At 59.1% G+C, this 21,544-nt stretch carries 22 protein-coding genes and 1 pseudogene; 10 read left to right on the top strand and 13 right to left on the bottom strand.

The features are described 5' to 3' along the window. Positions 1–13 precede the first annotated feature (13 nt). The 3 genes from rpoZ to ACA067_RS32030 all read right to left on the bottom strand — a co-directional run bounded on the left by rpoZ (position 14) and on the right by ACA067_RS32030 (position 1,940). A complete protein-coding gene (gene rpoZ, locus ACA067_RS32040) occupies positions 14–277 on the bottom strand; it encodes a DNA-directed RNA polymerase subunit omega (protein ID WP_007894670.1) in 264 nt (87 codons plus the stop codon). Positions 278–443: 166 nt separating this feature from the next. Next, entirely contained in the window at positions 444–1,064 is a 621-nt protein-coding gene (gene gmk, locus ACA067_RS32035) for a guanylate kinase (RefSeq protein ID WP_497460014.1), read from the bottom strand. A gap of 12 nt (positions 1,065–1,076) precedes the next feature. Then, positions 1,077–1,940 (bottom strand): YicC/YloC family endoribonuclease, encoded by an 864-nt coding sequence (locus ACA067_RS32030; protein ID WP_497462880.1) that lies wholly within the window; start codon positions 1,938–1,940, stop codon positions 1,077–1,079. Between the two features lie 268 nt (positions 1,941–2,208). Here ACA067_RS32030 and rph point away from each other — a divergent pair, with 268 nt between their 5' ends. The 3 genes from rph to gltS all read left to right on the top strand — a co-directional run bounded on the left by rph (position 2,209) and on the right by gltS (position 4,984). After that, positions 2,209–2,931, top strand: a complete 723-nt coding sequence (gene rph / locus ACA067_RS32025) for a ribonuclease PH (RefSeq protein ID WP_046045041.1) — start codon at positions 2,209–2,211, stop codon at positions 2,929–2,931. 29 nt (positions 2,932–2,960) lie between these two features. Further along, positions 2,961–3,329 carry a DUF4870 domain-containing protein gene (locus ACA067_RS32020; RefSeq protein ID WP_497460013.1) on the top strand — a complete coding sequence of 123 codons (369 nt, stop codon included), beginning with the start codon at positions 2,961–2,963 and terminating at the stop codon, positions 3,327–3,329. A gap of 449 nt (positions 3,330–3,778) precedes the next feature. Next, complete coding sequence (gene gltS, locus ACA067_RS32015) at positions 3,779–4,984, top strand: sodium/glutamate symporter (protein ID WP_497460012.1); 1,206 nt, start codon at positions 3,779–3,781, stop codon at positions 4,982–4,984. Between the two features lie 100 nt (positions 4,985–5,084). On the opposite strand, the gene crc is transcribed toward gltS, so the two are convergent. Further along, the gene (crc, locus tag ACA067_RS32010; RefSeq protein ID WP_007934608.1) at positions 5,085–5,864 is read right to left on the bottom strand and encodes a catabolite repression control protein Crc; all 780 of its coding nucleotides are present in this window, start codon (positions 5,862–5,864) and stop codon (positions 5,085–5,087) included. Positions 5,865–5,945: 81 nt separating this feature from the next. Between crc and pyrE the strand changes: the two genes are divergently transcribed. Then, positions 5,946–6,590, top strand: coding sequence for an orotate phosphoribosyltransferase (gene pyrE / locus ACA067_RS32005; protein ID WP_497460011.1), 645 nt, complete (start codon positions 5,946–5,948; stop codon positions 6,588–6,590). Between the two features lie 161 nt (positions 6,591–6,751). Here the strand turns inward: pyrE and argB are convergent, their stop codons facing one another. From argB to coaBC, 5 genes and pseudogenes are all read right to left on the bottom strand, one after another. Beyond that, the gene (gene argB, locus ACA067_RS32000) at positions 6,752–7,657 is read right to left on the bottom strand and encodes an acetylglutamate kinase (RefSeq protein ID WP_010465204.1); all 906 of its coding nucleotides are present in this window, start codon (positions 7,655–7,657) and stop codon (positions 6,752–6,754) included. A 39-nt stretch (positions 7,658–7,696) separates the two neighbouring features. Further along, positions 7,697–9,100, bottom strand: a pseudogene (locus ACA067_RS31995) (phosphomannomutase/phosphoglucomutase); the annotation flags it as partial. Further along, on the bottom strand, positions 9,094–9,297 hold the full coding sequence (locus tag ACA067_RS31990; RefSeq protein ID WP_497460010.1) for a hypothetical protein: 204 nt from the start codon (positions 9,295–9,297) through the stop codon (positions 9,094–9,096). The gene ACA067_RS31990 and the pseudogene ACA067_RS31995, both read right to left, overlap by 7 nt. Positions 9,298–9,356: 59 nt before the next feature. Then, the gene (dut, locus tag ACA067_RS31985; RefSeq protein WP_497460009.1) at positions 9,357–9,812 is read right to left on the bottom strand and encodes a dUTP diphosphatase; all 456 of its coding nucleotides are present in this window, start codon (positions 9,810–9,812) and stop codon (positions 9,357–9,359) included. A gap of 5 nt (positions 9,813–9,817) precedes the next feature. After that, complete coding sequence (gene coaBC / locus ACA067_RS31980) at positions 9,818–11,026, bottom strand: bifunctional phosphopantothenoylcysteine decarboxylase/phosphopantothenate--cysteine ligase CoaBC (RefSeq protein WP_497462879.1); 1,209 nt, start codon at positions 11,024–11,026, stop codon at positions 9,818–9,820. 136 nt (positions 11,027–11,162) lie between these two features. Here coaBC and radC point away from each other — a divergent pair, with 136 nt between their 5' ends. Further along, positions 11,163–11,837, top strand: a complete 675-nt coding sequence (gene radC / locus ACA067_RS31975; RefSeq protein WP_497460008.1) for a RadC family protein — start codon at positions 11,163–11,165, stop codon at positions 11,835–11,837. A 129-nt stretch (positions 11,838–11,966) separates the two neighbouring features. Here the strand turns inward: radC and ACA067_RS31970 are convergent, their stop codons facing one another. Beyond that, the gene (locus tag ACA067_RS31970) at positions 11,967–13,553 is read right to left on the bottom strand and encodes an ABC transporter substrate-binding protein (RefSeq protein WP_497460007.1); all 1,587 of its coding nucleotides are present in this window, start codon (positions 13,551–13,553) and stop codon (positions 11,967–11,969) included. A 446-nt stretch (positions 13,554–13,999) separates the two neighbouring features. Between ACA067_RS31970 and rpmB the strand changes: the two genes are divergently transcribed. Together rpmB and rpmG are read left to right on the top strand one after the other, a co-directional pair. After that, entirely contained in the window at positions 14,000–14,233 is a 234-nt protein-coding gene (gene rpmB, locus ACA067_RS31965) for a 50S ribosomal protein L28 (RefSeq protein ID WP_003176907.1), read from the top strand. Between the two features lie 11 nt (positions 14,234–14,244). After that, positions 14,245–14,400, top strand: coding sequence for a 50S ribosomal protein L33 (rpmG, locus tag ACA067_RS31960; protein ID WP_007894709.1), 156 nt, complete (start codon positions 14,245–14,247; stop codon positions 14,398–14,400). 178 nt (positions 14,401–14,578) lie between these two features. Here the strand turns inward: rpmG and ACA067_RS31955 are convergent, their stop codons facing one another. Then, positions 14,579–14,941 (bottom strand): cupin domain-containing protein, encoded by a 363-nt coding sequence (locus ACA067_RS31955; protein ID WP_095126919.1) that lies wholly within the window; start codon positions 14,939–14,941, stop codon positions 14,579–14,581. A 238-nt stretch (positions 14,942–15,179) separates the two neighbouring features. Here ACA067_RS31955 and ACA067_RS31950 point away from each other — a divergent pair, with 238 nt between their 5' ends. Beyond that, positions 15,180–16,673 (top strand): aldehyde dehydrogenase, encoded by a 1,494-nt coding sequence (locus ACA067_RS31950; RefSeq protein ID WP_497460006.1) that lies wholly within the window; start codon positions 15,180–15,182, stop codon positions 16,671–16,673. A gap of 189 nt (positions 16,674–16,862) precedes the next feature. Beyond that, the gene (locus ACA067_RS31945; RefSeq protein WP_497460005.1) at positions 16,863–18,008 is read left to right on the top strand and encodes an MFS transporter; all 1,146 of its coding nucleotides are present in this window, start codon (positions 16,863–16,865) and stop codon (positions 18,006–18,008) included. A 25-nt stretch (positions 18,009–18,033) separates the two neighbouring features. Here the strand turns inward: ACA067_RS31945 and ACA067_RS31940 are convergent, their stop codons facing one another. Together ACA067_RS31940 and ACA067_RS31935 are read right to left on the bottom strand one after the other, a co-directional pair. Beyond that, positions 18,034–19,599 (bottom strand): phospholipase D family protein, encoded by a 1,566-nt coding sequence (locus ACA067_RS31940; RefSeq protein WP_497460004.1) that lies wholly within the window; start codon positions 19,597–19,599, stop codon positions 18,034–18,036. Positions 19,600–19,659: 60 nt separating this feature from the next. Further along, positions 19,660–21,093 carry an aminotransferase-like domain-containing protein gene (locus tag ACA067_RS31935; protein ID WP_497460003.1) on the bottom strand — a complete coding sequence of 478 codons (1,434 nt, stop codon included), beginning with the start codon at positions 21,091–21,093 and terminating at the stop codon, positions 19,660–19,662. A gap of 179 nt (positions 21,094–21,272) precedes the next feature. Between ACA067_RS31935 and ACA067_RS31930 the strand changes: the two genes are divergently transcribed. Beyond that, a complete protein-coding gene (locus ACA067_RS31930; protein ID WP_497460002.1) occupies positions 21,273–21,518 on the top strand; it encodes a DUF1127 domain-containing protein in 246 nt (81 codons plus the stop codon). Positions 21,519–21,544 lie beyond the last annotated feature (26 nt).

Genomic DNA, 21,544 nt, shown 5'->3' with positions numbered 1-21,544 from the left:
GACCAGGCATGGCTTAGACGGCCTCGTTGGACTCGTCCTCGAACGCTGCGAACAGCGGTTCGTCTTCGACGATTTCAGCATTGGCGATGAACTCGTAGCTCATCAGGCCTTCAGCGATTTCACGCAGCGCTACCACGGTAGGCTTGTCGTTCTCCCACTGAACCAGTGGCTCTTTGCCGCCGGTGGCCAGTTGACGGGCACGTTTGGTGGACAGCATGACCAGCTCAAAACGGTTTTCCACGTGGTTTAGGCAGTCTTCAACAGTTACGCGGGCCATGGTATTCCTCGGAGCGAATGCAATATGCGCGCTGCCCGGTTGGGCGAGCGGACTCGACAGTTTAAAAAATCACCAGCGTTTAGGGAAGCGCTGATTTTTTGCCCAGCTCTTCAACGCGCTATAAGTACCAATGTAAAGCTCTTGTAACGGTTTTGGGAAGAGCTGTTCAGCCAAGCAATTCAGCCAATAATTTACCGTGACGCTGTTGCTGACGCTTCTGATGCAGCTGATTGGCACGGAAAATCGCCTGCAAATCGCGCAGTGCATGGGCAAAATCGTCGTTGATGATCAGGTAGTCGTAGTCGACGTAGTGGCTCATTTCGCTGACGGCTTCACGCATCCGGCCATCAATGATCTCGTCGCTGTCCTGGCCGCGATTGGTCAGGCGCTGGTGCAAGGCCTGCAGGGATGGCGGCAGAATGAAGACCGAACGGGCCTGGGGCATCAACTTGCGCACTTGCTCAGCACCCTGCCAGTCGATTTCCAGAATCAGGTCGTGGCCTTCGTCCAGGGTCTGCTGCAGGTGGCTTTGCGAAGTGCCGTAGAGGTTGCCGAACACTTCGGCACGCTCGAGGAAATCCCCGTGCTCGATCATCTTCACGAACTCGCCGCGTTCGACGAAGTGATAGTTCACGCCGTTCACTTCACCGGGGCGCATGGCGCGGGTGGTGTGGGAAACGGAGACGCGGATCTCCTGATTAGCGTCGGTCAGGGCCTTGACCAGGCTGCTCTTGCCCGCGCCCGAGGGGGCGGAAATGATGTACAGGGTGCCGGTGCTGTGGGTCATGTCGGGTATGCCTTACTCTATATTCTGCACTTGTTCGCGCATCTGCTCGATCAACACCTTGAGGTTGACCGCCGCCTGGGTGCTGCGCGGGTCGAAGGCTTTGGAGCCCAATGTATTGGCTTCGCGGTTGAGCTCCTGCATCAGGAAGTCCAGGCGCCGACCGGCAGCGCCGCCGGACTTGAGCACCCGGCGAACTTCGATGATGTGAGTGCTCAGGCGGTCCAGTTCTTCGGCGACGTCGCTCTTCTGAGCGAGCATGACCATTTCCTGTTCCAGGCGCTGAGGGTCCATTTCGGCTTTCATGTCGGCAAAGCGGTCGAGGACTTTCTGGCGTTGGGTGGCGAGCATCTGCGGGACCAGTTCACGCAGGGTCACCACGTCTTCTTCGATGGATGTCAGGCGATCGTTGATCAATCGCGCCAGCTCCGCGCCTTCGCGCTCGCGGCCGGCCTTGAGCTCTTTCAATCCTTCGTTGAACAGCGTCAGTGCTTCGGCACTCAAGGCTTGCGGATCGGTGGCATCACCCACCAGCACGCCAGGCCAGGCCAGGACTTCCAGCGGATTCAGGGCGGCCGGATTCTTGATCAGGCCGGCGATGGTCTCGGCAGCCGCGACCAATTGCGCGGCGCGCTCGCGGTCCACTTGCAATGGTTTGTCGGTGTTTTCTTCGGTGAAACGCAGGGTGCACTCGAGCTTGCCGCGGGAGATTCCCTGGCGTAGCGCTTCGCGAACCGCGCCTTCGAGGTCGCGAAACGATTCCGGCAGACGCAAGTGCGGCTCCAGGTAGCGGCTGTTGACCGAGCGCAGTTCCCAGCTCAGGGTGCCTTGGGCACCGGCTTTCTCGACGCGGGCGAAGGCGGTCATGCTGTGCACCATGGAGGTACCTCGCAATTCAGGTTCCTGCGTTACCAAAGGTTTCGCGGACCCGATCAATATGAATTTAAGCCCAGAGGCAGCAAAGGCGCAGGATTGTAGCGCAGTGGGGCGGATGGGCCCAAACACACCGTGTGACAAAGAGCTGCAGGCCGTCGGCTATGCTCTATTGCGGGCCTTCAGTCGTCGGCTGGATTTTTTAGAAGTGCCCAGGCGGGGCCCACGGCTCTATAATGCTCGGCAGTTTTCCGTCCCCGTACAGGTATTCCCTATGAAACGTCCAAGTGGTCGCGCTGCCGATCAGCTCCGCTCGATCCGCATTACCCGCAACTACACCAAACACGCCGAGGGATCTGTACTGGTCGAGTTCGGTGATACCAAGGTCATCTGCACCGTCAGCGTCGAAAACGGCGTGCCGCGGTTCCTCAAGGGTCAGGGCCAGGGCTGGTTGACCGCCGAGTACGGCATGCTGCCGCGCGCCACCGGCGAGCGTAACCAGCGTGAAGCGAGCCGTGGCAAGCAAGGCGGTCGCACCCTGGAGATCCAGCGTCTGATCGGTCGTTCCCTGCGCGCTTCGCTGGACATGTCCAAGCTGGGCGACGTCACCCTGTACGTCGACTGCGACGTGATCCAGGCTGACGGCGGCACCCGCACTGCATCCATCACCGGTGCCATGGTTGCCCTGGTCGATGCCTTGAAAGTGATCAAGAAACGCGGTGGCCTGAAAGGCGGCGACCCGCTCAAGCAAATGATCGCTGCCGTTTCGGTCGGCATGTATCAGGGCGAGCCTGTGCTCGACCTCGACTACCTGGAAGACTCGGCTGCCGAGACCGACCTGAACGTGGTCATGACCAGCACCGGCGGTTTCATCGAAGTCCAGGGCACCGCCGAAGGCGCGCCGTTCCAGCCTGAAGAGTTGAACGCCATGCTGGAACTGGCGAAGAAAGGCATGAGCGAAATCTTCGAGCTGCAGAAGGCTGCACTGGCCGACTGATCGAACCCGATCCAGGCAAGGAGGACGTTATGAGTGACGAGCAACAGCTGCTTCCCACGCCGAGCAAAGAGGTTCGGCAATGGGCGATGTTTTGTCACCTGTCCGCCTTGCTGGGGATCTGGCTTCCGTTCGGCACGCTCATCGGTCCGTTGATTCTCTGGCAGATGAAGCGCGAGATGGACCCGTTTGTGGATGCGCAGGGCAAGGAGGCGCTGAACTTTCAGATCACGGTTGCGATCGCTTCCGCCATTTCCATCTTGCTCATGGTGGTGGTCGTCGGGTTCTTCCTGATCGGTCTGGTGGCGATCGGTGCAGTGGTGCTGACGATCATTGGTGGCGTGAAGGCCAATGAGGGGGTGCCTTATCGGTATCCGTTCACCTGGCGGTTGATCAATTAATACTCAGCACTGATCCTTCTGCGGGAGCAAGTCCGCTCCCACATTGGGCAATGAGGGTGCGCGAAGCGCCGAGACTAGTCAGGTCCGGGAAGTCGAGTTCGCCACGGTTTCAAAACAAATACCTCGACTTGTCGGGGTGTTTGTTTTTTTGGTATTCGATGAACTCTTTAGTCGTGTACCGTCGCCATTTGCCTCTTGTAAATTAATACATATTATTTCTTACATGTTTAGTCACAACTACAAAGTTCATTGCTGTCTATATTGTTAGCAGTGAGAGCGGGTGCTTGATAAAATTGTACCAAGTAATATTTATTTAAGAATATTGCAATATTGTTCACGCCATTGACGGTCGCTGAATCTAAAACCAATCAGTGTTGAGACGTATCAACCTGTTCAAAAGGCGTGTCCGGGTAAAAAGTTCGCCTCTGAATATCCGCAAGAATATCCCAATGATTCATCTCGATTTTTATGGAACGCTAGTGGCCGCCTCTTTAGTGCTGTTGCTAGGGCGCGGACTAGTTGCACGTGTCGGTTTTTTACGTACCTACAATATCCCTGAGCCTGTTGCCGGCGGCCTTGTGGTTGCTCTGGTGCTCTTGGCTTTGCGATCAATTGACGTTCAAGTTCGATTTGACACTTCACTACAGACTCCCTTGATGTTGGCTTTTTTTGCCACCATTGGCTTGAGTGCAGACTTCGCAAGCCTGAAGAAGGGCGGACGGGTAGTGGGGATTTTTGTACTGGCGGTCACCGGGCTTTTGGTGGTCCAGAATGCCATGGGCATCGGGCTCGCAACACTGTTGGGGCTCGATCCCCTGATGGGCCTGCTGACAGGCTCAATCACGTTGGCGGGCGGTCACGGTACAGGTGCTGCGTGGGGAGCGACCTTCAGTGAGAAGTACGGTCTGGCCTCCGCTTCTGAACTGGCAATGGCCTCGGCGACGTTTGGCTTGGTGCTAGGTGGCTTGATTGGTGGGCCGGTCGCTCGCCTGCTCATCACGCGTGTCCAGGTACCTGGTTGCGAGCAAGAAAAGCCTCGGTTGCCAAAGGGCTTTGAGCAGCCAAACAAAGAGCGCTCGATCACCCCATTTTCGTTTATCGAGACACTTGCCCTGATCGCCGTCAGCTTGTTGGCAGGCACCCTCTTGAATGGCTTTTTACACGGAACCGCGTTTGAGTTGCCGACGTTCGTGTGCGTCTTGTTCGTGGGAGTGGTTTTACGAAACGGACTATCCGCACTGGGTCTGTATCAGGTTTTTGAACGTGAAGTCTCTGTGTTGGGGAATGTCAGCTTGTCGCTTTTTCTGGCGATAGCGCTGATGTCGCTCAAGCTTTGGGATCTGGCCGCGCTGGCGTTGCCGTTCTTTCTCATACTGGCTGCACAAACGTTGGTCATGGCACTGTTTGCGATTTTCGTGACATTCAGAGTTATGGGCAGTAACTACGATGCGGCAGTACTGGCGGCAGGGCACTGCGGTTTTGGACTGGGTGCCACGCCAACTGCCATCGCTAACATGCAAGCGGTGACACAGCGCTACGGACCTTCGCAGATAGCGTTCCTCGTGGTGCCCATGGTGGGGGCTTTTTTCATCGATATCATTAATGTCATTGTGATCAAGTTGTACCTTGCTCTGCCATTTTTCGCCGCCGCATAAGAAAAATGCCCGTATCTCGCGATACGGGCATTTTCTGTAATCGGCCAGCAGATTGCCTGATTCACACAGTCTTGGCGTTGGCTTTTGTGCCAGCGAAAAACTAGATGGTCAGCGTCCAGTCGTAGTCCACGATCAGCGGTGCGTGCTGCGAGAACCGTGGCTGACGTGGCAAACGTGCGCTGCGTACAAAGCGGCGCAGGCCCGGGGTCAGCAACTGATAGTCGAAACGCCAACCGAGGTTGAGCATTTCCGCCTGTTCGTTGTCCGGCCACCAGCTGTACTGGTCGCCTTCACGGCTGACTTCGCGCAGGGCATCGACATACCCCATGTTGCCGACAATCTCGTCCATCCAGGCACGTTCAGGTGCCAGGAATCCCGGGGATTGCTGGCTGTCGCGCCAGTTCTTGATATCCAGCTTCTGTTGCGCCACGTATAGCGAGCCACAATAAATGTACTCGCGACGTTTGCGTCGCTGTTTATCCAGATAACGGGCGAAGTCGTCCATTAGCTTGAACTTCTGGTTCAAGTCTTCATCGCCGTTCTGCCCCGAAGGGAGCAGCAAGGTCGCGATGCTGACCTTGTCGAAATCGGCTTGCAGGTAGCGCCCGTAGCGGTCGGCCGTCTCGAAGCCGAGACCGCTGATGACTGCCTTCGGTTGCAACCGCGAATACAAAGCCACGCCACCCTGGGCGGGAACTTCGGCTTCGCAGGCATAAAGGAAGTAGCCATCCAGTTGGAAGGCTGGATCGTCCAGTTCAAAGGCGGAGGCGCGGGTGTCCTGCAGGCAGATGACGTCGGCATTCTGTGCTTGCAGCCAACTGAGCAACCCTCGCTCCACTGCAGCCTGAATACCATTGACGTTCACACTGATGATCCGCATAAATGGCCCCAAAAATCGCGTGCGTGTATGATACACGGCGTCAACCTAATTAGCTAAATCCGTGGTATTTGGGGTTTTTTCATGCAAGCGTATCAGCGCGATTTCATTCGTTTTGCCATCGATCGCGGCGTTTTGCGCTTCGGCGAGTTCACCCTGAAGTCCGGACGCACCAGTCCTTACTTCTTCAATGCCGGCCTGTTCAACTCAGGAAAGGCCCTGGCGCAGCTGGGTCGGTTCTATGCGGCAGCCATCGTCGAGAGCGGCATTCCCTTCGACGTACTGTTCGGTCCGGCCTACAAAGGCATCCCCTTGGCAGCGACCACTGCAGTGGCCCTGGCCGAACACCATGAGCGTGATTTGCCATGGTGCTTCAACCGCAAGGAGGCCAAGGCCCACGGTGAAGGCGGCAGTCTGGTCGGCGCGCCGTTGACCGGCGAGGTGCTGATCATCGACGACGTGATCACCGCAGGCACTGCAATCCGCGAAGTGATGCAGATCATCGCTTCCCAGGACGGTGCCAAGGCGGCCGGTGTGCTGATTGCCCTGAACCGTCAGGAGCGTGGCAACGGTGAGTTGTCGGCGATCCAGGAGGTGGAGCGCGACTTCGGTATTCCGGTGATCAGTATTGTGTCGCTGAATCAGGTGCTCGAATTCCTGGCTGATGATCCGCAACTCAAGCAACATTTGCCTGCCGTGGAAGCCTACCGCGCCCAATTCGGCGTCTGACCACAATCCCCTGTGGGAGCGAGCTTGCTCGCGATGATGCCATTACATTCAACATCATCGTTGACTGTTAAGCCGCCATCGCGAGCAAGCTCGCTCCCACAAGAGCAAAAAAAGACCCCGCTCAGCCTGGCTGAGCGGGGTCTTTTCGTATGCGCTATCGCTTAGTGACGCTTGCGGTTACTGATCAAGGTACCAACACCGGTATCGGTGAAGATCTCCAGCAGAATCGCATTCGGCACCCGACCATCAATGATCAGCGAACTGCCCACGCCGCCTTGCACCGCTTCCAGCGCGCAACGGATCTTCGGCAGCATGCCACCGTAGATGGTGCCGTCGGCGATCAGTTCGTCAACCTGTTGGGTGGTCAGGCCGGTCAGGACCGTACCCGACTTGTCCATCAGGCCGGCGATGTTGGTCAGCAGCATCAGCTTTTCGGCTTTCAGCGCTTCGGCGACTTTACCGGCCACCAGGTCAGCGTTGATGTTGTAGGACTCGCCGTTGGCGCCGACACCGATTGGCGCGATCACCGGGATGAAGTCGCCTTTGACCAGCAGGTTCAGCAGGTCGGTGTTGATGCCGACTACTTCACCGACCTGGCCGATGTCGATGATTTCCGGCTGGGTCATCTCCGGCGTCTGGCGGGTCACGGTGAGCTTTTTCGCGCGAATCAGCTCGGCGTCTTTACCGGTCAGGCCAATGGCGCTGCCACCATGACGGTTGATCAGGTTGACGATGTCCTTGTTCACCTGGCCGCCGAGGACCATTTCCACCACGTCCATGGTCTGCGCGTCAGTCACGCGCATGCCATCGATGAAGTGGCTCTCGATCGACAAGCGCTTGAGCAGGTCGCCGATTTGCGGGCCGCCGCCGTGAACCACCACCGGGTTGATGCCCACGGCTTTCATCAGCACGATGTCGCGGGCGAAGCCGGTTTTCAGCTCCTCGCTTTCCATCGCGTTGCCGCCGTATTTGATCACCAGCGTCTTGCCGACATAGCGGCGGATGTAAGGCAGCGCTTCGGACAGGACCTTGGCGGTGTTGGCGGCGGCTTCGCGTTCGAGGGTCATTCAGGGCTCCGGCACTTCGATAAAAGGCGCTTCAATAAATCAAAACGGTAGTTGGAGATCAGGTGCAACACGCTTCAACTGGACTTTGAATACGTCCTTGATGCGCTGCAATTCAGCCTCGTCATCGGCCTCGAAGCGCAGCACCAGCACCGGTGTGGTGTTGGAGGCGCGAACCAGGCCCCAGCCTTTGGCGTAGTCGACTCGCACGCCATCAATGGTGGTCAGGTCAGCGCCTTCGCCCCACTTCGCGTCGTGCAATGCATCAATGATGCTGAATTTGCTCTCTTCGGTCACATGGATATTGATTTCCGGCGTAGAAATATCGTTCGGGAAGGTCGCAAACAGCTCTTCCGCGGTGAATTTTTCCTTGCTGAGGATCTCCAGCAGACGCGCGGCGCTGTAGATGCCGTCGTCGAAACCGAACCAGCGTTCCTTGAAGAAGATGTGCCCGCTCATTTCGCCGGCCAACAGGGCGCCGGTTTGTTTCATTTTCTTTTTGATCAGCGAGTGACCGGTCTTCCACATGAGTGGACGACCGCCGTATTCCTTGATCAGCGGCGTCAGGCGGCGGGTGCATTTGACATCGAAGATGATTTCCGCGTCCGGGTTGCGCGCCACCACGTCGCGGGCGAACAGCATCAGCAGACGGTCCGGGTAAACGATGCTGCCAGTGTTCGTCACCACGCCGACGCGGTCGCCGTCGCCGTCGAAGGCCAGGCCCAGGTCAGCGTTGGTTTCCTTGACCTTGGCAATCAGGTCGACGAGATTTTCCGGCTTGCCTGGATCCGGGTGGTGGTTCGGGAAGTTGCCGTCGACCTCGCAGAACAGCGGGATGACTTCGCAGTTCAGGGCTTCGATCAGCTGCGGGGCGATCACGCCGGCCGCGCCGTTACCACAGTCGACAACCACCTTCAGGCGCCTGGCGAGTTTGATGTCCTGGACGATTTCAGTGTTGTAGCGATCGAGGATCTCGACCTGGGTGATGCTGCCCTTGCCGCTGCTCAGGTTGTTGGTCTTGAGGCGATCATGCAGGGCCTGGATCTGTTCGTTGGCCAGCGTGTCGCCAGCGATGACGATCTTGAAGCCGTTGTAGTTCGACGGGTTGTGGCTGCCGGTCAGCATGACACCGGATTTGCCGGCCAGTACGTTGGCGGCGTAGTACAGCGCAGGGGTTGGCACCAGGCCGACGTCGCTGACGTGGCAGCCGCTGTCGGCCAGGCCTTTGATCAGTTGTTCTACCAGTTCCGGGCCGGACAGGCGCCCGTCGCGGCCAACCGAAACGTTGGGTTCGTTCTGGGCCAGGCTCTGGGAGCCGATGGCGCGACCAAGCCAATAAGCGGTTTCAGCGTTCAAGAATTCCGGGACGGTGCCGCGAATATCGTAGGCGCGGAAGATGCTGTCGGGGAACTTGGGTGCGACGTTTGCTGGGGTGCTCATTACTGGGAATGCTCCATCTTGAAAGTGGCTGGACCTGCCGGCGAAAAACTCGTCAGCGGGCTCAAACTGAAGGGTATGACGGCGTTTTCCACAGAGAGTTCGTGGTGTGCAAAGGCCATGTCACCCGCCGCGGCGAGCCAATGGCCGGCCAAAGCCTTGATCTTGAGCGGTAAACCTTCCGGCTGGGTTTGTGCAATTTTCATCCATAAATGCAATGCCCGGGGTTTCGACCGGGCAGGGAGCCCGGCCTGGACACTTGGAATCAGTGGCTGCCGGAATGTCCGAAACCACCGGTGCCGCGCTGGGTTTCGACGAACTCTTCGACCATCTCGAAGTGCGCTTGAACCACCGGCACCAACACCAGCTGAGCCAGGCGTTCGCCGACCACCATGTTGAAATCGGTCTGACCACGGTTCCAGCACGACACCATCAGCGGGCCCTGGTAATCGGAATCGATCAAACCGACCAGATTACCCAGCACGATGCCGTGTTTATGACCCAGGCCGGAGCGCGGCAGAATCAGCGCCGCCAGGCCAGGGTCGCCGATGTAGACCGACAGGCCGGTAGGAATCAGCAGGGTTTCGCCCGGCTTGATGACGGTGTCTTTTTCCAGCATGGCGCGCAGGTCGAGGCCGGCGGAGCCGGGCGTGGCGTACTGCGGCAGCGGGAATTCGGTACCGATGCGGCGGTCGAGGATCTTGGCTTGCAAAGCGTGCATGTAAATTAAACCTGGTTCAGACGTTCGGCGATAAAAGTGATCAGCTGGCGGGCAATCTTGCTCTTGCTGGTCTGGGCGAAAAGTGTGGCGTGTAACTGACGGTCGATCACGCTGCAGGCGTTTTCTTCGCTGTTGAAGCCAATGCTCGGATTCGCGACGTCATTGGCGACGATCAAATCGAGGTTCTTGTCTTTCAACTTGCGGGCAGCGTAGTCGAGCAGGTGTTCGGTTTCGGCGGCGAAACCGACACTGAACGGACGGTCGGGGCGGGTGGCGATGGTGGCCAGGATGTCCGGGTTACGCACCATCTGTAGCAACAAGCCGTCGCCATTCGTAGGATCTTTCTTGAGTTTCTGTGGGGCGACGACTTCCGGACGGTAGTCTGCGACTGCTGCCGAGGCGATAAACAGGTCGCAGGGGATCGCGGCTTCACACGCGGCGAGCATGTCGCGGGCGCTGACCACGTCGATTCGGGTGACGCGATCCGGCGTCGGCAAGTGCACCGGGCCGGTGATCAGCGTTACGCGGGCACCGGCTTCCACCGCGGCTTCGGCCAGGGCAAAACCCATTTTGCCGGAGCTGTGGTTGGTGATGTAACGCACCGGGTCGATGTTTTCCTGGGTCGGGCCGGCGGTGATCAGCACGTGTTTGCCGGTCAGTGCCTGACGCTGGAAGCAGTCCGCCGCGCACTGGGCGAGGTCGGTGGCTTCGAGCATGCGGCCCATGCCGACGTCGCCGCAGGCCTGGCTGCCGGAGGCTGGGCCGAAGGTTTTCAGGCCACGGCTTTCGAGGGTTTGCAGGTTGGTCTGGGTCGCTGGGTCGCGCCACATGGCCTGGTTCATCGCCGGGGCCACGGCGACCACGGCGTCGGTGGCCAACACCAGCGTGGTCAGCAAGTCGTCGGCAATGCCTTGGGCCAGGCGGGCGATCAGGTCCGCGGTGGCGGGGGCGATCAGCACCAGGTCGGCCCATTTGGCCAGCTCGATGTGGCCCATGGCGGCTTCGGCCGCAGGGTCCAGCAGGTCGAGGTGGACCGGGTGCCCGGAGAGGGCCTGCATGGTCAGCGGGGTGATGAACTCACTGCCACCACGGGTCATGACCACGCGTACTTCGGCGCCCTGGTCGATCAAGCGGCGAACCAGATCGGCGCTTTTATAGGCAGCAATGCCACCGCCGACGCCCAGAACGATGCGTTTCCGATACAGCCGCTGCATAGGTCTGCCTTTCATTTCGTTGATGACTGCAGGGCGATACCCCCTCCCCAGGGATGAAATCGCCCGCAAAAAAGATGGGCTACGATATCACAGCGACCGCTACGGAACAGCGGCGCCCATATTCCAGGGAGGTGTTATGAGTATTCGCGATTGGCCAGCGGCCGAGCGGCCGCGGGAGAGATTGCTTGAACTGGGGGCAGCGAGTCTTTCGGATGCCGAACTGCTGGCCATTTTTTTACGAACCGGTGTGGCCGGCAAAAGTGCGGTGGACCTGGCGCGACACCTCTTGAGTCAGTTTGGCAGCCTGCGCTCGTTACTCGAGGCTGATCAGACAGCGTTCAGCAGGCAGTTGGGGCTTGGGCCGGCGAAGTTCGCTCAATTGCAAGCAGCGCAGGAAATGGGCCGGCGGCATCTGGCCGAACGTGCGCGCCAGAAATCGGCGCTGGAAAATCCGCAGGCGGTTCGTGATTACCTGAAGTCGATGCTCCGCCACGAGCCTCATGAGGTGTTCGGCTGTCTGTTTCTGGACTCCAGGCATCAAGTGCTGTCCTTCGAGGCGTTGTTTCGCGGCTCGATCGACAGCACGAGTGTCCATCCCCGGCAGGTGGTCAAGCGTGCCTTGGCCCACAACGCCGCAGCATTGATCCTCTGCCACAATCACCCGTCGGGTAATACCAACCCCAGTCAGGCCGACCGCACGTTGACCAAGCGCCTGCAGGAGGCGCTGGAGCTGATCGATGTGCGGGTACTGGACCATTTCATCATCGGTGACGGCGATCCGCTGTCCATGGCCGAGTATGGGTGGCTGTAGCGGGGCGACTAACGCAAGATCCCTGTGGGAGCGGGCTTGCTCGCGATTGCATTCTTTCAGTCACTGAATAGTTGCTGACAGTACGCCATCGCGAGCAAGCCCGCTCCCACAGGTTTTGTGGTGAAGGTGTTACTTGAGGTTGACCTTCGAGTAATCCTGGCGGCCAAACGGGCTGACTTGATACCCCTCGACATCCTTGCGTGTCAGCGCGAAGGCAGTTGGATGGGCCAGTGGCAGCCATAGCGCTTGCTGCTGGATCTGCGCCTGGGCCTGTTCGTAGAGCTTGGTGCGCACACCTTGCTCGCTGGTGGTTTTGCCGGCACTGATCTGCTTGTCCAGGTCCTGATTGCAGTAACGGGCGAAGTTGGTGCCGGACTTGAGCGCGGCGCAGGAAAACTGCGGCGTGAGGAAGTTGTCTGGGTCCCCGTTGTCACCGGCCCAGCCCATGAACAGCAGGTCGTGTTCACCGGCCTTGGCCCGGCGAATCAACTCGCCCCATTCGATCACCCGAATCTCGGCCTGAATACCGATCTGCGCGAGGTCGGATTGCAGCATCTGAGCGCTGAGGCTCGGATTCGGGTTGAGCAGGCTGCCGGAAGGTCGGGTCCATATGGTGGTCTTGAAACCGTCCTTGAGCCCGGCCTTGGCCATCAGTGCCCGCGCCTTTTCGACGTCATGCGGGTAGCCCGGCAAACCTTTGGCGTAACTCCAGGTGTTCGGCGGGTATGGGCCATTGGCGGGCTCGGCGGTGTCTTCGAACACGGCTTTGACGTAGTTGGCCTTGTCAAATGCGAGGTTGATCGCCTGGCGCACCTCAGGCTTGTCCAGCGGTGGATGCTGGCTGTTGATGGCGACGAACGCGGTCATGAACGCGTCCGTCTTTTCCACTTTCAAAGTGGGTTCCTTCAACGCCGATTGCACGTCCAGAGGTTTGGGCGACAGGGCGATCTGGCACTCATTGCGGCGCAGCTTCTGCAGGCGCACGTTGGCATCCGGGGTGATGGCGAAGATCAGCGGGTCTACCGACGGCTTGCCACGGAAGTAGTCTGCGTTGGCCTTGTATCGAATCGAGGCGTCTTTCTGGAAGCGCGTGAAGATGAAAGGACCGGTGCCGATCGGCTGGCTGTTGAGCTTTTCAGGGGTGGCGGCCTTCATCAGTTTGTCGGCGTATTCGGCAGAATAGATCGAGGCGAAGCCCATGCTCAGGGTCGGCAGGAAAGTCGAGTCGGGATGGTCGAGGGTGAAGCGCACGGTCAATGGGTCCAGCGCGTCGATCTTCTTGATCAATGCAGGCAACTGCATCGACTGGGCATGCGGGAAGCCGCTCTGGGCCACTTTGTGCCACGGATGTGCAGGGTCGAGCATGCGGTCGAAGCTGAACTTCACGTCTTCGGCGGTCAGGTCGCGAGCCGGGCTGAAGTATTCGGTGCGGTGGAATTTCACTTTCGGGTGCAGCTTGAAGACATAGGTCAAGCCATCGGGGGTGACTTCCCAGCTGTCCGCGAGGCCGGCGACCACTTTGCCGCTGGCCGTATCGAAGTCCACCAGGCGGTTCATCAGCACATCGGCCGAGGCGTTGGTGGTCGTCAGCGAGTTGTATTGCACCACGTCGAAGCCTTCAGGGCTGGCCTCGGTGCAGACACTCAAGGCTGCGGCCATAGCCTGTGGGCTCAGTAGAAGCGGGGCAAGCAACAGCGGTAGGGCAGCGAGGCGCATGGTCGGATTCCTTTACAGATCGAAGGCCCATCTGCAAGTGCAGTCTGGAAAAGGCTTACCCTAGTGGGCTCTTTTGCAAATGACTATCCCCTTTTTCATTTTAAGGGGACTATGTGCGATTGATGTGGTGTGCGGCGGTTGGCAGAAAACCTCGATGGGTGGCTCGGCAGATTTTCTGCGACGAGTGGTCGCTATCGACGACAGCCTTTGTCTTGGGCGCTCGGAGCCAGAAAAAACGGGTTTTTATCAACTCAACGCGCACTGAATGTTGTTGCTCTTCAGTCTTTCTGGTATAAAGCAGCGCTCTTTTCTAGGGGCCCGGTTCCTTCGTTTGTAGGTGTAGCCGGTAAGACCCTTAAAGAAACGCGGCGCCTGGCGCCAAATGACTGAGAGATTAAGCGGCCAACCCATGCCGGGTTGGGCATGTGGTTTTAGAGGGCTGAGGCATGTCGAGAGTCTGTCAAGTTACCGGTAAGGGTCCGGTGACTGGGAATAACATTTCCCACGCAAATAACAAAACCCGTCGTCGTTTCCTGCCGAACCTGCAGCATCACCGCTTCTGGGTTGAAGAAGAGAAACGTTTTGTGCGTCTGCGCGTATCTGCCAAAGGCATGCGCATCATCGACAAGCGTGGCATCACTGTCGTGCTGGCCGAAATCCGCGCCGCTGGCAAGATCTAAGGGAGCTAATCATGCGTGAATTGATTCGTTTGATTTCGAGCGCCGGTACTGGTCACTTCTACACTACCGACAAGAACAAGCGCACTACTCCGGACAAGATCGAGATCAAGAAATTTGATCCGGTTGTTCGTAAGCACGTGATCTACAAAGAAGGCAAAATCAAGTAATTGATTTTCCCTCTTACGAAAAAGGCCCGTATCGCGAGATACGGGCCTTTTTTGTTGCCTGTCGGTTATGCGTTGCCTGTTAGTGCCCCTTCGCGAGCAGGCTCGCTCCCACATTAGACCGCGATCCAATGTGGGGGCGAGCCTGCTCGCGAAAGCGTCGGCCCAGACAACACATTCCTCAGGCCTTCTGTTCAAACACCACGTAGATCTTGCGGCACGGTTCCAGCACCTCCCAGGTGCCCCTGAACCCGGCCGGGATCACGAAGCGATCGCCCACGCGCAATGTCTTGCCGTTGCCCTCGTTATCGCGCAGCACTGAAACGCCCTGAACGATCTCGCAATATTCGTGCTCGGTGTAGTTCACATGCCACTGGCCGACTTCGCCCTCCCAAACGCCTGCACTCATCTGGCCACACGGGCTGTTGTAGTGGTTGTACACCGCTTGTTCAGGGTCGCCCTTGAGGACTTTTGCCGGGTCTGGCCGATAGCGATCGGGCTGGGTGGTCGCCTGGCTGAAGTCGACGATGTCCTGGATGCTCATTGTTGTAATCCCCCGTGATTGCGGCGCGAGTGGCTGGAAGACTCAAAGTCTATGTTTATTAAAATGAACACCGCAAGCCCGTTTACCGACCTTGTGTCAAATATATTGAAACAACCCCGGCCACTGGTTTAGGGTGGCGGTTGCCCTGGGCCGAAAGTGCAGGCTGGCCAGGCAGTATTCCTGAGATCGCCCGCGAAGAACGCGGGGCGCTCGTATTCAATAAGAGGAGGACACTCGTATGACCACCCTGACTCGTGCCGATTGGGAGCAACGGGCTCGCGATCTGAAGATCGAAGGCCGCGCCTACATCAATGGCGAATACACCGATGCCGTCTCCAGCGAGACCTTCGAGTGCATCAGCCCGGTCGATGGCCGTCTGCTGGGCAAGATCGCCAGCTGTGACGCCGCCGATGCCCAGCGCGCTGTTGAAAACGCCCGCGCCACGTTCAATTCCGGCGTCTGGTCGCGCCTGGCACCGACCAAACGCAAAGCCACCATGATTCGCTTCGCCAGCCTGCTCAAGCAGCATGCCGAAGAACTGGCGCTGCTTGAAACCCTGGACATGGGCAAGCCGATCAGCGACTCCCTGTACATCGACGTTCCTGGCGCGGCGCAAGCCCTGAGCTGGAGCGGTGAAGCCATCGACAAGATCTACGACGAAGTCGCCGCGACCCCCCACGATCAGCTCGGCCTGGTCACTCGCGAGCCAGTCGGTGTGGTCGGCGCGATCGTGCCGTGGAACTTCCCGTTGATGATGGCCTGCTGGAAACTCGGGCCGGCGCTGTCCACCGGTAACTCGGTGATTCTCAAGCCGTCCGAAAAATCGCCGCTGACCGCTATTCGCCTCGCAGCGCTGGCCGTCGAAGCCGGCATTCCGAAAGGCGTGCTGAACGTACTGCCGGGCTACGGCCACACCGTCGGCAAGGCCCTGGCCCTGCACAATGATGTGGATACCCTGGTGTTTACCGGTTCGACCAAGATCGCCAAGCAACTGCTGATCTACTCGGGCGAATCGAACATGAAGCGCGTCTGGCTCGAAGCCGGCGGCAAAAGCCCGAACATCGTGTTCGCCGATGCGCCGGACCTGCAAGCCGCCGCCGAATCGGCTGCCAGCGCGATCGCCTTCAACCAGGGCGAAGTCTGCACCGCCGGTTCGCGTCTGCTGGTCGAGCGTTCGATCAAGGACACCTTCCTGCCGCTGGTGATCGAAGCGTTGAAAACCTGGAAGCCGGGCAACCCGCTGGACCCGGCGACCAACGTCGGCGCCCTGGTGGATACCCAGCAGATGAACACTGTGCTGTCCTACATCGAGTCCGGTCACACCGACGGCGCCAAGCTGGTGGCTGGCGGCAAGCGTATTCTTCAGGAAACCGGTGGCACCTACGTTGAGCCGACGATTTTCGACGGCGTCAGCAATGCGATGAAAATCGCTCAGGAAGAGATCTTTGGCCCGGTGCTGTCGGTCATCACCTTCGACAGTGCCGAAGAAGCGATCCAGATTGCCAACGACACGCCGTACGGCCTGGCCGCTGCGGTATGGACTGCAGACATCTCCAAGGCTCACCTGACTGCCAAGGCACTGCGCGCCGGTAGTGTGTGGGTCAACCAGTACGACGGTGGCGACATGACCGCGCCATTCGGTGGTTTCAAACAGTCCGGCAACGGTCGCGACAAGTCGCTGCACGCGTTCGACAAGTACACCGAGCTGAAGGCGACCTGGATCAAGTTGTAAGCCGGCAGGGGAGTCTGTTCCAAACAGATTCCCCAAACGACGAGGATCCCCTGTGGGAGCGAGCCTGCTCGCGAAAGCGGTATGACAGTCGACGTCAATGTTGAATGTTGCTCCGTCTTCGCGAGCAGGCTCGCTCCCACATTTGTTTTGTGTTGTCTGTGAAAAATAATATCCACAGGAGCGTGGAACATGCGTTGGGCGACTTATTTCGCCGTGTTGGCGTCTGTCTTGAGTGTCGGCCTGGCCTTGGGCGTCAGTATGCCGTTGGTGTCGTTTCGCCTCGAAGGCTGGGGTTACGGTTCGTTCGCCATTGGTGTCATGGCGTCAATGCCGGCCATTGGCGTGCTATTGGGTGCGAAGATCTCCAGCCATCTGGCGGCGCGTCTCGGTACGGCCAATCTGATGCGCCTGTGCCTGTGGGCCGGGGCGTTGTCCATCGGTTTGCTGGCGCTGCTGCCGAGCTATCCGGTGTGGCTGGTGCTGCGGCTGATGATCGGGGTGATCCTGACCCTCGTCTTCATTCTCGGTGAAAGCTGGATCAACCAACTGGTGGTCGAGCAATGGCGCGGCCGATTGGTGGCGCTGTATGGCAGCAGCTACGCATTGAGTCAGCTGGCCGGGCCGTTGCTGCTGGGCGTGCTGGGCACTGAGCATGATTACGGTTTCTGGGTCGGCGTCGGTTTGCTGATCGCGGCACCTTTTCTATTGCTGGGTCGCAGCGGTGCACCGACCAGCGAAGCCTGCAGCGTGACCTTCAGTGACTTGCTGGGCTTCTGCCGTGGCCTGCCGGCGATTGCCTGGGCGGTGTCATTGTTTGCGGCGTTTGAAGCGATGATTCTGACCTTGTTGCCGGTCTACTGCCTGCGGCAAGGCTTTACCACCGACATTGCCTTGGCGATGGTCAGCACGGTGGTGGTGGGCGATGCGTTGCTGCAGTTGCCGATTGGCGCGCTGGCCGATCGCTTGTCGCGGCGCACGCTGTTCACCGGCTGTGCGGTCGTCTTGCTGGTGTCGAGCCTGGCAATCCCGTTGCTGATCGATACGCTGCTGATCTGGCCGCTGTGGGTGTTGTTCGGCGCCAGTGCGGGTGGTCTGTTCACCTTGTCGCTGATCTTGATCGGCGAGCGCTATCGCGACGATGCACTGGTGCGGGCCAATGCGCATATTGCGCAGCTGTGGGGGATCGGTTGCCTGATCGGCCCGTTGGCGGCGGGTGCCGGCAGTCAGTGGATCAGCGGTCACGCCTTGCCGTTGCTGATGGCGGCCGGCGCGTTCGGATTGGTAATTCTGCTGTCGCGCCAAGGCGCGTTCGGCACGGTCGCCGAGCCTGCTTGACGCAAAACTGCCCGCTCCCACAGGGTTACAACAAGCGCTCCAGGCCGACCGCGGTGCTGAACCAGGAATTGAACTGCCGCCACCAGCTCCCCGGCTCTTTGGTCAGTACGTGCATTTTGCCGTTGTCTTCGGTCACCCAGACGACCCGGTCATTTTCCAGTTTCACCTGATAGCTCAGCGGCGGCGCCATACCCTCCAGTGCCGCTTTTTGCACGTACGCGGCAAGGGCCGGGCTGTCCACCAGCACGCCGACTTCGGTGTTCCACAGGACCGAGCGCGGGTCGAAATTGAACGAGCCAATGAACGATTTCTGCTGGTCGAAAATAATTGCCTTGCTGTGCAGGCTGGAATCGGAGCCTTGGAAAGACCTGCTGTAAAAAACAGGCCCGCTGCCGCCACCTTCTCCGGGCTGGCGGCGCAATTCGTAAAGCTTCACCCCATGCTCCAGCAGCGCTTTGCGATAGGGCGCGTAACCGCCATGCACGGCCGGTACGTCAGTGGCTTCAAGTGAGTTGGTCAACAAACTCACCGACACCCCGGCATCGGCCCGGCCGGTGAGGTAAACCAACCCCGGCTGGCCGGGCACGAAGTACGCCGAAATCATGATCAACTCTTTGCTGACACTCGTAAGCTCGGGCTCCAATTGGGTGGTCAGCAGCAAATGCGGGTCGGGTTCACCCTTGGACAGTACTTTGCTGGGGGCATCCCACAACGCCTGGTTCCAGGCCCAGATCAGCTCGCGGCGCCAGACGTCCATGCGTGGATTGGTGGTGAAGGTCATCAATTGTTGATACAGCGCATGATTCTGTTTGCGCGTCTCTTCCAGGGATTCTTCCAGTCGGGTCCGGCTGTTGCGCAGATCGTTTTGCGTCGGTTTGCGCGACAGAAACTCATCGATCGGTTTGCTCAGCGCGCTGTTCCAGTATTGATCGAAGCTGTGTCCGAGTTGTTCCGCGACCGGCCCGATGCCGAGCATGTCGATGTCGGTAAAGTTCAAGTTGGGCTCGGCATCAAAATACTCGTCGCCCAAGTTGCGCCCACCCACGATTGCTGCGCTGTTGTCCGCAAGCCACAGCTTGTTGTGCATGCGCCGGTGTTGCAACGACAGGTTGAACAGCCGGCCCATGGCTCGCGTCACGCCCGTGGCACGGCCCAGGTGCAGCGGATTGAACAAGCGGATCTCAATCTGCGGATGGGCTGCCAGCGTGCCGATGGTCCAGTCCAGGCCGTCGCTGGTGGTGTCGTCGAGCAGGATCCTCACCCGTACACCCCGGTCAGCAGCCTTGAGCAGTTCTTCCACCAGCATGCGGGTGCTGATCCCGTCGTGGACAATGTAGTACTGCAAATCGAGACTGCTTTGGGCGTTGCGAATCAGTTCGGCGCGGGCAGTGAAGGCTTCACTGCTGTTGGACAACAAGCGAAATCCGGATTTACCTTCATGGGGCGCGGCCTGGGCCTGGATCGAGCGACCGAACGCCGAGTCGCTGGCAGGCAGGGCCTGGCTCGGTTCGCGCTGAACGTCGAAGCTGGCGCACCCGCCCAGGAGCGAGGCGAGTAGCAGAAGAGCGAGCAGGGGCTGTCTGACTCTCACGTGGCAACGTTCCAATTGGCGGCAGGTGTCGGCATATGGACGCTGGTTTCCCGATAAAGGTCAGTCAGTGAAGCTGTCATTTTCCGCGAGCAGTTTGATTGCCGCGGCGCCGACCTTGCGCACCGCTTCTTCGATCTGCGCTGTTGGTTTGGCAGCGTAGTTCATCCGCAGGCAATTGCGGTACTTGCCCGAAGCGGAAAAGATGCTGCCCACGGCAATCTGTACGCCCTGGTCGTGCAAGGCGCGATTCAGTTTCAGGGTGTCGAAGCCCTCAGGCAGTTCAACCCAGAGCATGAAGCTGCCTTGCGGCCGACTGGCCCGGGTGCCTGCCGGAAAGTAGCGGGTGACCCAGTCGATCATGGCGTCGCGGTTGCGTTGGTATTGGCTGCGCATTCGGCGCAAATGCGGTTCGAAGTGCCCGGCCTTGAGGAATTCGGCAATGGCGATCTGTGGTTGCGGGGCAGTGGAGCCGGTGCTGATGTATTTCATGTGCAGCACCCGCTCCAGATAACGGCCCGGCGCCACCCAACCGATGCGCAGGCCCGGTGCCAGGGTCTTGGAAAAGGAACTGCAGAGCAGGACACGGCCATCCTCGTCGAAGGACTTGATCGTGCGCGGTCGTGGATAGGTATAGGCCAGCTCGCCATACACATCGTCCTCGATGATCGCCACGTCGAACCGCTGTGCCAGTGTCAACAACGCGCGTTTGCGCGATTCGGGCATGATGTAGCCCAGCGGGTTGTTGCAGTTGGGTGTCAACTGTATGGCCTTGATCGGCCATTGTTCCAGTGCCAGTTCAAGGGCGTCGAGGCTGATTCCGGTGAGCGGGTCGGTAGGGATTTCCAGGGCTTTCATGCCCAGACCCTTGAGCGTCTGCATGGCGCCGTGAAAACTTGGCGAATCCACGGCCACGATGTCTCCCGGCTCGCAAATGGCACGGATGCTGGTGGACAGCGCTTCGTGGCAACCGGTGGTGACCACCAGGTCGTTGGCGCTCAACTGGCAGCCTGAGTCGAGCATCAGCCGGGCGATCTGCTCGCGCAGTTCGAGGGTGCCGTGGATGTTGTCGTAATACAGACCGGGCATGTCCTGTCGCCGACTGATCCGTGCCAGGCCACGCAGCAGCGGTTTCATGGTCGGCGTGGTGATGTCCGGCATGCCGCGACCCAGTTGCACGACGTCCTTGCGAGGCACCGCGCGGATCAACTCCAGCACCTGATCCCACTGGGAAATATCCACCGGCCGTTGCGCCGGACGGCCGATCGCCGGCAGCTCCGGCAGTTCTCGACTCACCGGCACGAAATAGCCCGACTTGGGTTTCGGCATCGCCAGGCCGCTGTCTTCCAGCATCCGATAGGCCTGCTGCACGGTGCTCAGGCTGACGCCGTGTTCGACGCTCAAGGCCCGCACCGACGGCAGCCGGTCGCCGGGGCGATAAAAGCCCTGTTCGATACGCGTGCCGAGCAACTCGGCGAGGTTGACGTAAAGGGTCATGGCGCAGTCTCGGTGTGGATGGTTCAGTTGACCAATACAGATGAGGCAAAAAATTGCGATTCAGAGGTTAATACCGCGAATCTGTATGGAATTAATACTATTACGTTGCGTCTGTAATGCTTTTCGCCGTCCACGCATCATGAAAGCTCTGGCTACCCAAGTAAACAGGAGCAATCAACATGAACGGCTTGAGCGATGTGCGGCTGACGTTACGCAGTCAGGAACTGGCGGCAGGGCAAAATAACGGAGCATGCGAGGCGATCCTGCGCAATGCACCGTCCGGCCTGGGTCGCTGGGGTCTGTTCTGGCATCGTCTGCACACGCGCAAGGCGTTGCTCACGCTCACGCCGGAGCAACTCAGGGATGTGGGGCTGAGTCGGGAGCAGGCTTGGGAGGAGGGGCTTAAGCCTTTTTGGCGGATCTGATTCTTGCGTCCACAAGGACGCCATCA

The sequence above is a fragment of the Pseudomonas sp. LBUM1674 genome, assembly GCF_059695635.1.
This window is presented reverse-complemented; position numbering and strand designations above follow the sequence as displayed.

Excerpts from the sequence above, each read along its gene's own strand:
- rpoZ (WP_007894670.1), bottom strand. The coding sequence starts at position 277 with ATGGCCCGCGTAACTGTTGAAGACTGCCTAAACCACGTGGAAAACCGT.
- gmk (WP_497460014.1), bottom strand. The coding sequence starts at position 1,064 with ATGACCCACAGCACCGGCACCCTGTACATCATTTCCGCCCCCTCGGGC.
- ACA067_RS32030 (WP_497462880.1), bottom strand. The coding sequence starts at position 1,940 with ATGGTGCACAGCATGACCGCCTTCGCCCGCGTCGAGAAAGCCGGTGCC.
- rph (WP_046045041.1), top strand. The coding sequence starts at position 2,209 with ATGAAACGTCCAAGTGGTCGCGCTGCCGATCAGCTCCGCTCGATCCGC.
- ACA067_RS32020 (WP_497460013.1), top strand. The coding sequence starts at position 2,961 with ATGAGTGACGAGCAACAGCTGCTTCCCACGCCGAGCAAAGAGGTTCGG.
- gltS (WP_497460012.1), top strand. The coding sequence starts at position 3,779 with ATGATTCATCTCGATTTTTATGGAACGCTAGTGGCCGCCTCTTTAGTG.
- crc (WP_007934608.1), bottom strand. The coding sequence starts at position 5,864 with ATGCGGATCATCAGTGTGAACGTCAATGGTATTCAGGCTGCAGTGGAG.
- pyrE (WP_497460011.1), top strand. The coding sequence starts at position 5,946 with ATGCAAGCGTATCAGCGCGATTTCATTCGTTTTGCCATCGATCGCGGC.
- argB (WP_010465204.1), bottom strand. The coding sequence starts at position 7,657 with ATGACCCTCGAACGCGAAGCCGCCGCCAACACCGCCAAGGTCCTGTCC.
- ACA067_RS31990 (WP_497460010.1), bottom strand. The coding sequence starts at position 9,297 with ATGAAAATTGCACAAACCCAGCCGGAAGGTTTACCGCTCAAGATCAAG.
- dut (WP_497460009.1), bottom strand. The coding sequence starts at position 9,812 with ATGCACGCTTTGCAAGCCAAGATCCTCGACCGCCGCATCGGTACCGAA.
- coaBC (WP_497462879.1), bottom strand. The coding sequence starts at position 11,026 with ATGCAGCGGCTGTATCGGAAACGCATCGTTCTGGGCGTCGGCGGTGGC.
- radC (WP_497460008.1), top strand. The coding sequence starts at position 11,163 with ATGAGTATTCGCGATTGGCCAGCGGCCGAGCGGCCGCGGGAGAGATTG.
- ACA067_RS31970 (WP_497460007.1), bottom strand. The coding sequence starts at position 13,553 with ATGCGCCTCGCTGCCCTACCGCTGTTGCTTGCCCCGCTTCTACTGAGC.
- rpmB (WP_003176907.1), top strand. The coding sequence starts at position 14,000 with ATGTCGAGAGTCTGTCAAGTTACCGGTAAGGGTCCGGTGACTGGGAAT.
- rpmG (WP_007894709.1), top strand. The coding sequence starts at position 14,245 with ATGCGTGAATTGATTCGTTTGATTTCGAGCGCCGGTACTGGTCACTTC.
- ACA067_RS31955 (WP_095126919.1), bottom strand. The coding sequence starts at position 14,941 with ATGAGCATCCAGGACATCGTCGACTTCAGCCAGGCGACCACCCAGCCC.
- ACA067_RS31950 (WP_497460006.1), top strand. The coding sequence starts at position 15,180 with ATGACCACCCTGACTCGTGCCGATTGGGAGCAACGGGCTCGCGATCTG.
- ACA067_RS31945 (WP_497460005.1), top strand. The coding sequence starts at position 16,863 with ATGCGTTGGGCGACTTATTTCGCCGTGTTGGCGTCTGTCTTGAGTGTC.
- ACA067_RS31935 (WP_497460003.1), bottom strand. The coding sequence starts at position 21,093 with ATGACCCTTTACGTCAACCTCGCCGAGTTGCTCGGCACGCGTATCGAA.
- ACA067_RS31930 (WP_497460002.1), top strand. The coding sequence starts at position 21,273 with ATGAACGGCTTGAGCGATGTGCGGCTGACGTTACGCAGTCAGGAACTG.